Genomic DNA, 14966 nt, shown 5'->3' with positions numbered 1-14966 from the left:
GAATCGATGCGAAGCGGCGATGATACACGTACCGGGGTAACCCATTATTTTAGCCGGTGTCGCGTGCGGGGGTTCTCTTTCTGTCTGGATCGTCTTTTCAATCGCCGCAGTCATTGGTACGACATCGTGAACGTAGCCAAGGCGTCGGCAGATCCGCCATCGATTCTTCCCGTCCGCACGTAGCGCGCCGAAAACGGCAGTAAGAGCGGACCGCCCGTTGTCAGCGTCGTCGAGACAAAAAACTGGTTGGCGACATAGGCTTGCGCGGAAGCCGGTCCGTAGTACACCAGCACGTCGTCGTGAGAAATCTGGTAGCCGACGCCACGCGCCGTCGAATCCGGTGTCAGGGTCAACGTGCTGGTGCGGTTCGCCGGGTCCACCGCGTCCGTCAGCGTCATGGCCACACGCACACCCGCGTCGCAATAGAGTGAAAGGACGAACGGCGTAGCGCCTGTGGTCGCACCTATCTCTGACAGATCCTTGATCCACGCAGCCGGCATCGTCACCTGGACCGCCGGTCGGTTCACCGAACATGCTCCGATGGTGAACCCACCGCTGGCCGAGCCGGAAAACACATTGCCCCACGCCCAGTTTCGGGGATCGTCATTGACGTTCAGCGTCATCGACACGGATGGCATGGTCAGCAAGTCGGCCGCGCCGATCGGACCCGTCTTGACGAACTGGGCACCGACGTCGATGTTGTAGTCCATGCCTGGCTCGTGCGCACCTGGGGGCTGGTGGCACGTTATCTTGTTGTACCCGTCCGGTATGGTCAGCGGCAGTTGCCTGCAAGATGTGCCAGGACCGTTCGATATCGTGAACCGCACACCCACGCCGGCGACATTGGTCGGATAGACGTCCGGATAGCCCGGCACTTCCGTGTTCGGCGCAGCCTTGAACGTGAGAAAGATATCGCGGTCGCAGCATGGGTCCTGTTGGCAATGGAATCTGATGCTGTTGGTGTAGGTCTGCGTCGTACTACCCACCGGTGCGTCGCGGCCGAACACGTTTGTGCCGACGGCGGGCGAATAGTTGCTAAAGACGCTTTGATTGCAATTGATCTGCGCATGAGCCGCGGGAGCGGCCAGCAACAGACACATCAGCGCCACGAGTCGAGCCAGCCTCATGAACCGCCGGGCGACGCCCGCACAGGCATCTGTCAGCTTCATTTCGTCACTCCTTCAAGGTGAATTTCCGTGCTGGAAGGTGCTTTTTCCGCCGGCCCGACAGGCAGGCAATGCGCCTCGAGCGACGCATAGCCGATTTCCGCCTTGCCGCTTTCCTTGCGCGGCGGCAGCGTGTAATCGATGCTGCATTGCTGGCCGGTCTTGATGCCCCACTTCACCGTCAGCGTTCCCTTCTCATACAGATCGCGCGCGAAGATGCGGCTGTCCTGCCCCACGACACCCACGCTCTGGCCTTTCCCGTCACGCACCTCCGCGCCGAACGGCAGCGCCTTGCCGCCCGCGCGCGGTGCGCGAATCAACACGGCGCGGCCGGTGTCGGTCTTGTACTGGAACAGCACGACCGATCCAAGACGCGGCGCCGCGCTCTCCGATGTCGACTCGAACTCGACATCCATCGACGCGCCCTTCGGATCGATATCCACCGTGTTCATCGCATACGGGGTGAGGTAAGGCACGATGGCGAAGCCGTCACCGTCGATCTTCGCGCCCGTCGCACCCGGCACGCTCGCGCCTCGTGCGCCCTTCGCCTCGACGATGCCGAACGTCTCGCCCACCGTCTGCGAGAATGTGATGCCGCCGCGATGCGCGACGATCGAACCGCTCGCGCCCGCCGACACCTGCGACGTATGCGCGCCGCCGCTCGCCGATGCCGTCAACTGCGCGTACGGTCCGCGATATGTGCCGCTCGCGCCGCCGTTCCCGCTGGTGCCCGTCGCCGGCGCGTCGTTCACCGTGCCGTAGACGTTGTACGAGTACTGGTTGTCGCCGCCGGCCGTGCCGCTCAGGCTCGCCTGCAGGCTGGACGTGTCGTGGCTGCGGTTGTAGGTCGTCGACAGCATCGGTACGTGTCGTGAACGGCCGAGCGGAATCGTCGTGGTCAGCATGATTTCGTTCGACGCCGTACCGTACGCGTTCTGGGTGCGCCCCAGCGTCACGCTGTACGTGCCGAATCGATAGCTGTTCGAATAACCCGTCTGATAGAAGAGGTCGCGCCCGCCGCGATTCCAGTAGTCCTGCGCCGTGACGTTGAGGAATACCGAGCCGTATTTCGCAAGGGTCTGGCTGATGGTCAGCTGAAACTGGCCGCGCGTACGGTCGGCGGGATTGCCCACCGATCCATGTCCGACGTAGTCTCGCAACCGCGCGGCATCCGTGAGATTGAGATAACCCGAACTCGAGTAACGGTAAGCGCCCAGCGCAAGGTTGGTGTCCGTCGCATCGACGAACTTGCTGTAGCTGATATGCAGGCTGCTGCCTTGCAGCGACCCTTGCCCCGGCACCAGCGTGTGCGCCAACGTGATGTCGCTCGCGACGGCGCCCACAGGCGTGTTCAGCGCCACGCCGAAATTGGCGGCCAGATAGCCGTCTGCAGCAATGCCGCCGCCATAGAGCGTGACGAAATTCGTCAGGCCGCGCTGCACGGTCAGTTGCGCGAAGACGGGCTTGGTCTGCAGGGAATCATCGCGGAGCTGGCCCATCGTGAAGGCGAAACGCGTGCTGCCCGGCCGCAGCAATTGCGCGACCGACGCATACGGCACCGTGAAATACTTCTGGCGGCCGTCGGCTTCCGTTACGGTCACGTTGAGATTGCCGCCGTAGCCTGTCGGATAGAGATCCCTGATCTCGAACGGCCCGGGTGGCACCACCGTTTCGTAGATCGTCTGGCCGTTCTGGCTGATGTTGACGCGCGCATTCGATTCGGCCGTGCCGCGCACGACAGGTGCATAACCGCGCAGCGATTCCGGCAGCATGCGATCGTCGGTAGCGATCTGCGCGCCGCGAAACGCGACGCTGTCGAACACGTCGCCCGTGGTATAGGCTTCGCCCACCACGACCTGCGAGCGCAGCTTCGTCACGTCGTGCTGAAGGTAAGTCGCAATGTCGTCGAACTGGGTCTTTTGCCCCGTCATCGCCGTCACAGACGACTGATGCCGGAAATGCCAGCCACCCACGTTCACGCCCACATTCAGTCCGAGATAACCCTGCGTCGCGCGCGTGCCATTGTTGCTCGACTGATAGACGTTCGCGTTGTAGCTGAGGAAGCCGGCATTCACGCCGTTCTCCCAGAGTTCCGGCGGCACATAGCCGCGCGCATTGCTGCGCATGTACTTCTGCGGAACCGTGATCGTCAGTCTTTGTTCCGCGAAGTCGAAATCGACCGTGGCTTGCGGCACGACAGCGCTGACGTCGACGCATTCGTTCGCATCCGGCGGCGTCACGCTGTCTTTAGTCCCAACGACGCGCGAGAAATCGACGCCCCACTTTTCCAGCATCCTGCGCGTCACGCACGCTCGTGCACTCTGCTCTTCGCCCGTCGCAACGAAGCGCACACTGTCACGCGCCATGCGCACGTCGTTGACCCAGACGTCGACGTAGTAGTCGCCCGGTGCTATCACATTGCCGCGCGAAAAGCGCGAGACATCGACCTTCGAGCCGGATTGAAGAAACGTGGAGTCGAACTCGACGGCATCTGTCGAATCGGCCACTGCGTTATCGGCATATAGCCCGGCGATGATCGCAAAAACGGGCGGCACGAGCGCGGCGGCGGGGCGCAGCGTCCACGGCCCGGCCATCATGCCAGCACGAACCGGCGATTCAGGATGTCGAGAGCATGTCATGTCGGGAAATCGTTGCTTGCACAAAGCTCGCGGCATAGATGGCAGATTGACGAAAGCGAAGTCCTGCACGACGGCTTCCCCGTCCGGCCGACAACTCCATCGCTGAAATTACGCGACGTACACGCGCAACGATCCGCCGTGCGCATCGGCGCACGTCCTCACGTCTGGTGACATCGGAAACAGACCGCGGCCGGTACACGGCCGCGGAGAAAGCTAATGCAGACCGCTCAAGGACCGATGGCGGCGTCGCCCTCGATCGCACCGCCATAGTCGTTAATGGCGATGTAGTGAATCTGGCCCGCTCGCACGCCTTCCATCTGTGGGATCGCGAAAGTCTGCTTGCCGTGGGGCTCAACCATGCCGCCCATATCGTTCTCGTAGCGATGGCCGTTTGCCGTCACCGTGATCTTGCTGAACGACACGTGGTAGGCGGTCGGATTCGACAGCGCGAGCGCCTGTCCGTTACCTTCGTCGGCCGGCACGACTTTCCATTCGATCTGGCGCGGCGCGTCCTCGGGCGTGCCCGGCAGTTTCGGCGGACGCACGAACAGCTTGATCCGCGTGCGATAGGCGAGTTGCAACGTGTTGACATCCGGTTTCGGCGCAGCTTTCGGCGGAATGTCGAGCACGTTGAGCCAGTAGACCGATTCCCGGTCCTGCGGCAGCGCATCGCCGCTGTAGATGACGCGCAAGGTCTGCGACCGGCCCGGGTTCATGCGGAAGATCGGCGGTGTGATCACGAACGGCGCCCTGCTTTCGTCGGGCTTCGCATTGGCGTCTCCGCTGTCGAGCCAGACCTGAACGAGCGACGGGTTGTTGCTGTCGTTGGTCAGCTTGACCGTCACTTCCCGCTGGTCGAGCGGATAGACAACACGCGTGCCACCAATCGTCACGCTGGCTTGCGCGGCGCTCGCGGCCATGACGCCCGCGAGCAGAACAGTCGGCCATCGGCAGATCAGTCTCCGTACCATCAACATGTCACGCGTGCTCCGCTCAATTCATGAGATCGGGGCACGCATGCAAGCGCGCGCCCCGACAAACAAGGCTTACTGATACTGCATCGTGTATTGAACGGACGTGCTCACGTTACCCGGCTGCGCTTTCCCCGTTGCGTAGTACTGCGCGAAATAGTTCAGGGTGGCCGAGCCGCCCGTGATCGTCGCGCCGTTGGTGGCGAAGTTGTTGTTGTCGCCCGTCAGGACGTTGATCGGTTGGGTGTTCGCATTGAGCAGACGCACCTGCACGTTGAGGGCGGGCGAAGCCGATGCCTGGTTCGTCAGATTTCCGCTGCTCTGATCCACAGTCGGGCCATTCTCAAAGCGTGCGATCGCCTTCGTCGCCGCGCCCGAACAACCGCTCAGCGAGAAGCGGATATCACCGAGGTTGGACATGCCCGCCGTCGCGCCGGCTGTTGTCAGCGAGCCAGCCTGCACGGTCGGCAAGGTCACGGCCAGGTCGGCGGGCGAACCGCTCGCCTTGCCATTGATCGAGCAGGTGGTGTCCGACACGGAACCCGTGATGGTGATCGTGCCGTCGGCCGCCTGGGCCGCCGTCGACAGGAATGCCATGAGACCGATAGCGGCGATCGACAATACGCGTTTTTGCATGCTGATGCTCCAAGTAACTGCTGATAAAAAGATGCTTCCCGACGCTTCCCTGTCCGCTTCCAACGTGTCGGCGCACTTTCTACGGACGTTCAGAAAACGCCCTCCGAGGCATGCGCGCTTGCGATGCCAGCGAATACCGCGTCGTGGGAAGCGACCCGATGGTGAGTCGACGGACGATCTGAACGAATGAGGCGCGTAATGTCGTTAGTTGGGCATGCGAAGCGATCAGGAAACTGATCTGACGGCAAACGTTTGCGTCGATGAACGCGTTGACAGAAAGTAACACTCCCAACTACCGGCCTTGAATGACGAAAATCAATGATCCCATTTTTTTAAGACTCGGTTCTGTAGGGGGATCGGAGAGAGCGCCCAGAATGGCAAAAAGCCCGAAGCGCCCTTGTGGGCGCTTCGGGCTTCAACCGAAGAACGCGTTCCGAAAGCTGGCGCCGCTACGCCCCGCTCGCCTGGTTCAACGTCAGATGCTTCGTCTCCGGCGCCCATGCAATCGAAACAATCATGCCGACCAGCAGCACGCCGGACAGCGCGAGCATCGTCGAATGAAAGCCGAGTTGCGCGATGCCGAGCGGCAGCAGGAACGTGCCGACGGCGGAACCCAGCCGGCTGCACGCAATCGCGAGTCCGACGCCGCAGGCGCGCACTTCCGTCGGGAAGCACTCGGGCGGAAACACGCCGACCAGATTCGAGAACGCGGACATCGTCAGCGTGAACACGGCGAACGCGACGATCATCCACAGCGCCGCCGATTCCGGCAGCACGCTCAGCGCGAGCAGCGACAGGCACGTCACCGCGAACGAGCCGATCAGGAACGCGCGGCGCGACAGCACGATCGTCAGCCAGATGCCGAGCAATGCGCCGACCACGAGAAAGCCGTTGAGCAGGAAATCCGCGCCGGAGCCGTTGTCGAGATGAATCGCCTTGAGGATCGACGGCAGGAACGTGTAGATCGCGAAGTACGGAATCACGAGGCACACGAAGAACGCGCAATTGAAGATCGTGCGGCGGATCAGGTCGCGTTTGAAAAGACGCGCAAAACCGCCTTGCGCACCGTGCGCGTGATCGTCGTGCGCGCCGTCGATCGTCACGTTCGCGCCGAAGTACTTCAGCACGATGGCCTGCGCTTCCGCGACGCGTCCCTTGCCGTGCAGCCAGCGCGGCGATTCCGGCGTGCCGATGCGCATGACCAGCACCACAAGCGCGGGCACGCCCGCCGATGCGAGCAGCCAGCGCCACGCATCGGGCGACGCATCCGCATAACACAGGCCGAGCACGTTCGCGATCACGTAGCCGATCGTCCAGATCACGCTGAACGAGCCGAGCAGCGTGCCGCGATGTTTGCGCGGCGAGAACTCCGCGAGTATCGCGTGACCGACGGCGAAGTCGCCGCCCATGCCGAAGCCAATCAGCACGCGTAGCGCGCACAGCATCGCAGGCGACGACACATAGAACTGCGCGAAAGCCGCAAGCGTGATGATCAAAAAGCTCAGCAGGAAAATGCGCTGGCGGCCCATGCGGTCCGACAGCCAGCCGAACACCAGGCTGCCGACGAAAATCCCCATCAGCGCGGAGCTGCCGATCATGCCTTGCCAGAACGCATCGAGCGGCATCTGCTTGTTGAGCGACGCGAGCGCGTAGCCGATCGTGCCGAGCGCGAAGCCTTCCGTGAAGTGCGCGCCGAAGGTCAACCCGGCGATCTTGATATGGAAGCCGTTTAGCGGCACATCGTCGAGCGAGACGGTGTTGCGATTCGTGTGTTGCGAGGGTTTAGATTGGGCCGGCGCTGAAACGCGCGGGGACGGGGATGCGGGGCCGGACGGCCGCGCAAGCAGGTCTTGATCGCTCAAGATGTCTCCTTGTTATCGCGTCCCGTGGTGCGCGCCGGGACGCTTGCTTCCTTGCCCTCCGCCGCGCGTGGCGGACGAAGCACTGTCGACTAGCGGCCCAGACCGCCCATCATCATGTACTTCAGTTCGACGTATTCATCCATGCCGTACTTCGAGCCTTCACGCCCGAGGCCCGACTGCTTGACGCCGCCGAATGGCGCGACTTCCGTCGAAATGATGCCTTCGTTGATGCCGACCATGCCGCTTTCCAGCGCTTCCGCGACCCGCCATGCGCGCCCCAGATCGCGCGTGTAGAAGTACGCGGACAGACCGAACGGCGTGTCGTTCGCAGCCTTGACCGCTTCGTCTTCCGTCTTGAAGCGGAAGCACGCGGCGACCGGGCCGAAGGTTTCTTCTTCGGCGATCAGCATCGGTTGCTTTGCGTCGACCAGCACCGTCGGCTCGTAGAACGTGCCGCCCAGCGCGTGACGCTTGCCGCCCGTCAGCGCCTTGGCGCCATGCTGGAACGCGTCGGCGACATGCGCCTCGACCTTCATCAACGCGGCTTCGTTGATCAGCGGACCTTGCTCGACCTCGCCCGTCAGCGCATCGCCGACGCGCATCTTCTTCACGGCTTCCGTCAGCGCCTGCGTGAACGCGTCGTAGATGCCGTCCTGCACATAGAAGCGATTCACGCACACACAGGTTTGCCCGGTGTTGCGGAACTTCGACGCCATCGCACCCTGCACGGCGGCCTCGATATCGGCATCGTCGAACACGATGAACGGCGCGTTGCCGCCCAGTTCCAGCGACAGCTTCTTCAGCGTATCCGCCGACTGCTTCGCGAGCAGCTTGCCGACACGCGTCGAGCCCGTGAACGACAGCTTGCGCACGACGGGCGACTCCGTCAGCGTGCCGCCGATCGCCACGGCATCGCCCGAGACGATGTTGAACACGCCCGCCGGAATGCCCGCGCGCTCGGCGAGCACGGCCAGCGCGAACGCGGACAGCGGCGTTTCTTCGGAGGGCTTCAGCACCATCGTGCAACCGGCGGCGAGCGCGGGACCGGCCTTGCGCGTGATCATCGCGAGCGGGAAATTCCACGGCGTGATCGCCGCGACCACGCCAACCGGCTCACGCGTGACGATGATCTTCGAATCGGGCTTCGGGCTCGGAATCACGTCGCCGTAGCTGCGCTTCGCTTCTTCGGCGAACCATTCGAAGAAGCTCGCCGCGTATCCGACTTCGCCCTTCGCTTCGGCGAGCGGCTTGCCTTGTTCGCGCGTCAGGAGTTCAGCGAGCGCATCGCGATGTTCCAGCATCAGCTCGCCCCAACGCTTCACGCGTGCGCCGCGTTCCTTCGCGGTCAACGCGCGCCAGGCGGGGAATGCACGCTCGGCGGCGTCGATGGCTTGCGCCGTTTCCTGCGCGCCGCCCTTCGCGACGTTGGCGATCACCTCGCCTGTCGCCGGATTGCGAACGGGATACGTATTCGCGCTTTCGTACCACTCGCCGTTGATGTAGTGGCCCGTGCGGAGAAATTCACTCATGCTGCTTTATCCAGGTTGCTTGCGACGTCGGCGAACGCGCCTTGTGCGGCACGCGCTTCGCGCGCGATGCGCTTGCCCGCGGTGTAGTCGTTGATCAGATCGCACGGCGTGTAGTTGCGCTCCAGCTCATGCAGTTCTTCCGCTTCGAGCTTCGTGCCCAGCGCGGCCAGCGCGCTGTCGAACTGCGCCGGCGTGTCCGCGCCGACCAGCATGCTGGCGATGCCTTCGCGTTGCAGCACCCACGCCTGCGCGATCTGCGCAGCGGATACACCACGCTTCGCCGCCACCCGCGCCACGGATGCCGCGATCTCGCGCGACGCCGCGTCGCCATACATTTGTGCGGTGAAGAAGTCGGTCTGATTACGCGTCGATTGCGCATCGCTCGTCAGAAGACCGCGCGCGAGCGGGCTGAACACCGAGACGCCCACGCCCTGATCCTGGCAATACGGAATCATTTCGCGCTCTTCCTCGCGATACGCGAGGTTCAGCTGCAGCTGCATGTTGATCGGCTTGTGCCAGCCGTTGCGCTCGCACGCCTGCATGATCTTCGCGAACTGCCACGTGTACATCGTCGATACGCCGATGTAGCGCGCCTTGCCTGCACGCACGATGTCGTTGAGCGCGCCCATCGTTTCTTCGACGGGCGTGTTCACGTCGAAGTAATGCAGCATGTAGATATCGACGTAATCCATGCCCAGGCGCGACAGCGAGCCGTCGATGCCGTCCATGATGTGCTTGCGCGAATGGCCGCCCGCGTTCTGATACGCGCCCATGTCGTAGCCGACCTTGGTCGTCACGACGATCTCTTCGCGGCGCGCGAGGCGCTTCAGGATGCGGCCGACCACTTCTTCGCCGACGCCCGTCGAGTAGAAGTCGGCGAGGTCGATGAAGTTGACGCCGGCTTCGAGCGCATGGCGGACGATCGGCTCGCTTTGCGCTTCATCGAAAATCCACGGCTTCCATTGCGGGGTGCCCATGTTCATCGTGCCGAGGCACAGACGCGAAACCTTCAGGCCCGACTGGCCGAGGCGGATGTATTCCATTTGCGATATCTCCAGAGTCCCGGCGAGGGCTTAACGCTGCTTCGGCGTGTAGAACGGGTTCGACACTTCACGCGCCGCGGCGAACACTTCGTCCTTATGCGGCAGGCCCTTCATCGCCGCGAGAATCGCGTTCTTGCACGCGCGGTAGTTGTTCTCGAACACGGCGTCGAGATCATCGGTCTTCGGGTTGACCCAGTTCGCCGACACGACGACCCAGTCGTTTTCCGCTTCGGGCGGCAGCGTGCCGTTCTCCAGCGACTCGGCGACCGCCTTTGCGATGCCCGCCTGCGATGCGCCCCACGTCGCGTTGCCATGGAAGTCGCCTTCGATCTGCGCCTTGTTGACGTACAGCGTCAGCGGCTTGGTCGGCACACCGGGACGCGCGATCACGACGAACGGCGCGTGACCGGCGGACGGCGTCGACAGCGCGGTGGCGAACGCCTGGCCAGCAGGGCCGTTGCGCGGGCCGACCAGCACGTTGATGTGCGCGAGGTTCACGCCCGGGCCTTCGAATCCTTCGCCGATATACAGTTGCTTTTCCGTGGTGCTCATCTGTCCAGTTCCATCAGGTTGAGTGGGATGCGCTGATTGTGCTGGCCGAAAAGCAGGACGATGAAGCGATGTTTTGTGATCCGGGGTATGAGGCGCACTCAACTCCGGGTTTCCACTGAGTCATGGCTAATGACGAAAAGCGCTGAGGTGAGCGTTTTCGGGAGGCAGGAAGATTCGCTGCAAAAGACGCTTTCAGCACGTGCGAAGCGTTCTCAGGAATGACGTCAGCGAGGCACGCGAAAAGTGCGTCGGCGCGCCGGACGGAATGCCGCAAACCCTTTATTCATAAGGCTTTCGCAGCAGCCAAGGCAATCGTGACGACGCGCTCGCCGCAATGCCATCCAGCGAATCGCAGACAAGCGATGACGATACCGGCGCTCCGCTTCGAACGGTCAGCGCCAGCTAAAGGTGAGAGTTTTCGGGATTCCCGCGATGGTGCGCCTGGCTGCTGCGCGTTCGCTCACGGCACGGCTCGCCGGTCAACGAAGAACACCGCTGCGGGACGAGAACAACCGGAAGCAAGAGCAAGCGCACTGATCGATTAAGAGCGATGTGCGCTTGCGCCAGATTCATTCGTCGATGAGAAACTTGTCGCGATTCTTGCCCGCGAGCCAACCCGGCGCCCGGCCACGGCCGCTCCAGGTTTCGCCTGTCTTGGGGTTGCGGTACTTCGGCGGCAGCGCGGCTTTACGCGCCGCGCGCACCTTGCTCGAGAAGCCAAGCTCCTCAGCGGTGATGCCAAATTCGGCGATCTTCTGTTTGATGTCAGCGATCGCCTGAGTCACTTCCTGTTCACGTGCCTGTTCCATCTCCTTCTGAAGCTTTTCGAGTTGGGCGGTCAGCTGTCTGTATGTGGCCATCTGGCGAAGTCTCCTTGCAAAGCTGTACGGCAACTGAGACCGTACCAGACCTAAAAAGTGCCGGGTAGCAGTGTAGTGCTGTCAGAGATCCACGAGCACTGCGCACCGTCAAACAAACGTGCGATCAGATTGACGACGGGATCGGCGAATCGACTGGTGATGAAGGCGCCTTGCCATGCGAACGATTCGATCGACAGGCCGGCGCCCTGCGTCGGCCATTGAACGTGTCCGAACGAAGGTATACGAAGCGGGTCGCGCGAGCATTGCGACGCGAGCCAACTGGCCACGGTCGATATCGCCTTGCATTGCATCGACCATATGCGCAGGACGCACGGCCGAAAATCCTGCTCTGTCCATAAACCAGTCCCGTGAGCAAGGCCGGGTGCGCGCAAGGTAGCGGCGCTCAGCGCTTGTATCGAACTTCGAGTGCGTGCAACGCGTCGCTGAGCCTCTGGACGCGCCTGATCTGCGACGGTACCAGCGCGGCAACCGACACCGATTCGATGCGGTTGCGCCAGTATGACAGCGGAATGCCGTCGGCAGCCGAGATGCGCGAGATGACGTGCTCCAGATGCTCGATATCCTTTTCTATCTGCTCGTGATTCATGGACTTCCCCGTCGCCCCTCGCAAGGCGCCATCGGTTAGCACGAAATGTGCCGCGGGAAATCGGCTGCCGCTCTCTCAATGTCGTTGTATTGCCTGCACACGCTTCCCGGCATCGGATGACGGTACGTGCTCCTTGTCACGCAACCGCATCCGCAATCAGAAATCTATACGAGGATATCGATGCGTTCCGTTAGGCGGCGCACGGAAGGGCCTTGCGCGATGCGCCAGCGCAACGCTTGCGGGCCGCGCAAAGCCACGATGGCGAGTGGTTGTTCGGAGCGGTCGAGAAATCGGCCGATGCCCGCTTCGATCTGCGCGAATGCTGCAACGAAGGCGCGATGGTTCGGGTCGATGCGTGTGCATCGACCGCGACATGCTGCGCGCGATATATCGGTGTGACGTGCTTCAGGGTTTCAGCGGGCCGCGAGCGCGGCCTGGCATGACATGACGACAGTGCTGCTTACTTTCCGCGGCATGCGTAGAGCAGGCTGCGCGCGCCGTTCGCCGTCGTCGAGCGAATCGCGTCGAACGCGCCGCCACACATTGCTTGCGCCTGCTGCTCGCAGTTGTCGGAGCCGGCGGGGCATTGAACGAGCGTGGTGGGCCGGCCATCCGGCGCGAAGAGCGGCGGCGCACTGCTGCATGCGGCGAGCGCGCCCGTCATCGCGACGACGACAGGAAGCGCCGCGCCGCGAACCCGATGCATGACGCGCGCCGTGGATGTTTGACTGCGTTTCATGGAAAACCCCGTTGGCCACTTGTTTTTCGACGAACGCGATTGTGCCATGGCCGCCTTGTGTTGCGTTTATCGCGTTATTGCGGCGGTGACTTCGGCTCCGTTATCGGTTCGGTTAGCGGCTCCGTTATCGGCTGTCTGTCGGGTTCCGCAAGCGTCTTGTAGGGCATCGGTCCTTGCGTGCTCGCGCCGAGCCGCATGAACACCTGCTCGACGTCGGGGATCGCTTCGAGCTGCTGCTGCAACGCGTGCCTGTCGAACGATGCGGGCGCGCAGCCTTCCGCATAGACGAAGCGGCGCTGCACCGTGATCCACACGCTCGTGCCGTCGAATGCATGCGGGTTCGTGAAGCGCGCGTGGATCGCGCTGGCGATATCCGCGTCGTACATGTAGGAGTTCGGCTTCGTGCATTTGTGCGCGAGCCAGCAGGTCGTGCCTCGCTCCACGCGATAGTGCGCGTCGTCCTCCATCTGCGCGTGCGTCATCATCGGGCCGAGCGGCACGGGGCAATCGGCGATCGCGTGCGAAAGCGTGAAGAACGGATCGTTGTACCAGTTGCGCCGCTCGCCCGGCGCCGCCGCCGATGACGCCTCCTGCGCATTCAACCCATTGAAGGCGGCGCTCGCGATCATCAGCATGATCCAAACGATCCAGCGTGTCATGGCCAGGTCTCCGTCGGGTTTGCGTGGCTGCCAGCAGCATGATCGTACGGCGCAGCGGCGCACCCGGCGACCTTCACACTTCGATGCCGTACGCAGCGATCTTCTTGTACAGCGTCGCGCGTCCCATGCCGATGCGTGCGGCCGCTTCCGTGACGCGTCCTTCGCACGCGCGCAACGCTTCGTCGATGAAGCGCTTTTCGAACGCGGCCATCGCGTCCGCCCACTGTTGCGGCTGCGCTGCGTCCGATACCCTGGCAGCCGATGTCTGCACGGATGCGGGCGCATCGAACGCAACCTGCCCGCGCACGGGCCCGATGAACGGCGCAAGCGCGCGCGCATCGATACGTTCGCTGTCCGACAGCATCACCGCGCGCTCCAGCGTGTTGTGCAGCTCGCGCACATTGCCTGGCCAGCCGTACGCACACAACAGCCGCAGCGCGTCGTCCTGCAATTCGAAGTGACCGCCGCGCACCTGTGTCGACAGATCTTCGAGGATCGTATAGGCGAGCGCCTCGATATCCGTTTGCCGCTCACGCAGCGGCGGCGCATGAATGGTCAGCACGTTCAGGCGATAGAACAGGTCCGGCCGGAAGCGCCCCGCGGCGACGAGCGCGGGGAGATCAGCCGAGGTCGCCGCGATGATCCGCACGTCGGCGCGCACGATCCGGTTCGACCCGAGCGGCTCGAACTCGCGGTCCTGTAGCACGCGCAACAGCTTGCCTTGCAGCGGCAAAGGCATATCGCCGATCTCATCGAGAAACAGCGTGCCGCCATCTGCGAGTTCGAATTTGCCGACGCGTCCCTTGCGGTCCGCGCCCGTGTACGCGCCCGCCGCCGCGCCGAAGAACTCGACTTCGAGCAGCGTATCGGGAATCGCGGCGACGTTGACGGTGACGAGCGGTTTGGTCGAGCGCGCGGACGCGCCGTGGATCGCATGCGCGAGCAGTTCCTTGCCGGTGCCCGTTTCGCCGAGCAGCAGCACGGGCGATTCGACTTGCGACGCGCGCCGCGCCTGGCGCTTCACTTCGAGACTGGCCGCGCTCGTGCCGACGAAGCTCGCGAACGTGTACTTCGCGCGGCGCGCCTGCGCGAGCGACTGGCGCGTCGCGATCAGTTCCTGTTGCACGCGCGAGTAGTGCGAGAAGAGCGGCGTGAGCGCCTTCATCTCGTCGAAGAGCGCAAAACCGACGGCGCCAACCGTCTTGCCGGCGTCGTCCTTCAACGGCAGGCGCGTGACGACGAGCGGCTCGCGGTCGGTCTCGAGAATGTCGAGCAGGATCGGCTTGCCGGTCGTCACGACTTCGCGCATCAGGCTATTCGGGATCACGGCTTCGCAGTCGCGGCCGATGGCCTGCTGCGGATCGGCAAAACCAAAGCGCGCCGCGTAACGTTTATTGATCCACACGACACGCGCATCGGCATCTACGATAAAGGTGCCTTCGCTGAAGTTCTCGAACGTGCGGAAGAGCGAGTCCATCGCACGGCGCAGAACTTCGCTGTAGGTCGCGGGCAAGCCCGACCAGTCGTTCATCATATTGTCGTTGTCTCCTGTCGATCATGGTTAGCGCTTGGGCGCTTACCGGGATCCCATGCGAAGCATCTAGTATTTTTATGCTTATTGTCTCAAAACGTGGACGAATTATCTCACACAGGAGACCTGCAATAACCCTATAGATTCAGGTATGCTTCGGCGCATCGAATTC

Annotated in this window: 13 protein-coding genes; all 13 read right to left on the bottom strand. The window is 62.9% G+C overall.

Annotated elements, in window-relative coordinates; all coding sequences use genetic code 11:
- Positions 1–110: 110 nt before the first annotated feature.
- The 13 genes from PPGU16_RS25480 to PPGU16_RS25420 all read right to left on the bottom strand — a co-directional run bounded on the left by PPGU16_RS25480 (position 111) and on the right by PPGU16_RS25420 (position 14797).
- The gene (locus PPGU16_RS25480; protein ID WP_180723173.1) at positions 111–1169 is read right to left on the bottom strand and encodes a fimbrial protein; all 1059 of its coding nucleotides are present in this window, start codon (positions 1167–1169) and stop codon (positions 111–113) included.
- On the bottom strand, positions 1166–3805 hold the full coding sequence (locus tag PPGU16_RS25475; protein WP_180723172.1) for a fimbria/pilus outer membrane usher protein: 2640 nt from the start codon (positions 3803–3805) through the stop codon (positions 1166–1168). The genes PPGU16_RS25480 and PPGU16_RS25475 overlap by 4 nt, the downstream gene beginning before the upstream one ends.
- A 227-nt stretch (positions 3806–4032) precedes the next feature.
- The gene (locus PPGU16_RS25470; protein ID WP_180723171.1) at positions 4033–4782 is read right to left on the bottom strand and encodes a fimbria/pilus periplasmic chaperone; all 750 of its coding nucleotides are present in this window, start codon (positions 4780–4782) and stop codon (positions 4033–4035) included.
- A 69-nt stretch (positions 4783–4851) separates the two neighbouring features.
- Positions 4852–5412, bottom strand: coding sequence for a fimbrial protein (locus tag PPGU16_RS25465; protein ID WP_180723170.1), 561 nt, complete (start codon positions 5410–5412; stop codon positions 4852–4854).
- Between the two features lie 449 nt (positions 5413–5861).
- Positions 5862–7274: an MFS transporter gene (locus PPGU16_RS25460; protein ID WP_180723169.1), complete on the bottom strand. Its 1413-nt coding sequence runs from the start codon at positions 7272–7274 to the stop codon at positions 5862–5864.
- Between the two features lie 89 nt (positions 7275–7363).
- A complete protein-coding gene (locus PPGU16_RS25455) occupies positions 7364–8803 on the bottom strand; it encodes an NAD-dependent succinate-semialdehyde dehydrogenase (protein WP_180723168.1) in 1440 nt (479 codons plus the stop codon).
- On the bottom strand, positions 8800–9846 hold the full coding sequence (locus PPGU16_RS25450; protein WP_180723167.1) for an aldo/keto reductase: 1047 nt from the start codon (positions 9844–9846) through the stop codon (positions 8800–8802). The genes PPGU16_RS25455 and PPGU16_RS25450 overlap by 4 nt, the downstream gene beginning before the upstream one ends.
- A gap of 30 nt (positions 9847–9876) precedes the next feature.
- A complete protein-coding gene (gene fae / locus PPGU16_RS25445; protein ID WP_180723166.1) occupies positions 9877–10398 on the bottom strand; it encodes a formaldehyde-activating enzyme in 522 nt (173 codons plus the stop codon).
- A gap of 569 nt (positions 10399–10967) precedes the next feature.
- Complete coding sequence (locus PPGU16_RS25440; protein WP_180723165.1) at positions 10968–11258, bottom strand: H-NS histone family protein; 291 nt, start codon at positions 11256–11258, stop codon at positions 10968–10970.
- Positions 11259–11661: 403 nt separating this feature from the next.
- Positions 11662–11865, bottom strand: coding sequence for a hypothetical protein (locus tag PPGU16_RS25435; protein ID WP_180723164.1), 204 nt, complete (start codon positions 11863–11865; stop codon positions 11662–11664).
- A 460-nt stretch (positions 11866–12325) separates the two neighbouring features.
- The gene (locus PPGU16_RS25430; RefSeq protein ID WP_180723163.1) at positions 12326–12604 is read right to left on the bottom strand and encodes a hypothetical protein; all 279 of its coding nucleotides are present in this window, start codon (positions 12602–12604) and stop codon (positions 12326–12328) included.
- A 74-nt stretch (positions 12605–12678) separates the two neighbouring features.
- Positions 12679–13263 (bottom strand): BON domain-containing protein, encoded by a 585-nt coding sequence (locus tag PPGU16_RS25425; RefSeq protein WP_180723162.1) that lies wholly within the window; start codon positions 13261–13263, stop codon positions 12679–12681.
- Between the two features lie 73 nt (positions 13264–13336).
- A complete protein-coding gene (locus tag PPGU16_RS25420) occupies positions 13337–14797 on the bottom strand; it encodes a sigma-54 interaction domain-containing protein (RefSeq protein ID WP_180723161.1) in 1461 nt (486 codons plus the stop codon).
- Between the last annotated feature and the right edge of the window lie 169 nt (positions 14798–14966).

Source organism: Paraburkholderia largidicola (assembly GCF_013426895.1).
GTDB lineage: Bacteria > Pseudomonadota > Gammaproteobacteria > Burkholderiales > Burkholderiaceae > Paraburkholderia > Paraburkholderia largidicola.
The sequence above is the reverse complement of the archived record's forward strand: the minus strand, read 5'-3'. Positions and strand labels throughout refer to the sequence as shown.

Coding starts and splice junctions, on each gene's coding strand:
- PPGU16_RS25480 (WP_180723173.1), bottom strand. CDS start 1,169: ATGAAGCTGACAGATGCCTGTGCGGGCGTCGCCCGGCGGTTCATGAGG.
- PPGU16_RS25475 (WP_180723172.1), bottom strand. CDS start 3,805: ATGACATGCTCTCGACATCCTGAATCGCCGGTTCGTGCTGGCATGATG.
- PPGU16_RS25470 (WP_180723171.1), bottom strand. CDS start 4,782: ATGTTGATGGTACGGAGACTGATCTGCCGATGGCCGACTGTTCTGCTC.
- PPGU16_RS25465 (WP_180723170.1), bottom strand. CDS start 5,412: ATGCAAAAACGCGTATTGTCGATCGCCGCTATCGGTCTCATGGCATTC.
- PPGU16_RS25455 (WP_180723168.1), bottom strand. CDS start 8,803: ATGAGTGAATTTCTCCGCACGGGCCACTACATCAACGGCGAGTGGTAC.
- PPGU16_RS25450 (WP_180723167.1), bottom strand. CDS start 9,846: ATGGAATACATCCGCCTCGGCCAGTCGGGCCTGAAGGTTTCGCGTCTG.
- fae (WP_180723166.1), bottom strand. CDS start 10,398: ATGAGCACCACGGAAAAGCAACTGTATATCGGCGAAGGATTCGAAGGC.
- PPGU16_RS25440 (WP_180723165.1), bottom strand. CDS start 11,258: ATGGCCACATACAGACAGCTGACCGCCCAACTCGAAAAGCTTCAGAAG.
- PPGU16_RS25435 (WP_180723164.1), bottom strand. CDS start 11,865: ATGAATCACGAGCAGATAGAAAAGGATATCGAGCATCTGGAGCACGTC.
- PPGU16_RS25430 (WP_180723163.1), bottom strand. CDS start 12,604: ATGAAACGCAGTCAAACATCCACGGCGCGCGTCATGCATCGGGTTCGC.
- PPGU16_RS25425 (WP_180723162.1), bottom strand. CDS start 13,263: ATGACACGCTGGATCGTTTGGATCATGCTGATGATCGCGAGCGCCGCC.
- PPGU16_RS25420 (WP_180723161.1), bottom strand. CDS start 14,797: ATGATGAACGACTGGTCGGGCTTGCCCGCGACCTACAGCGAAGTTCTG.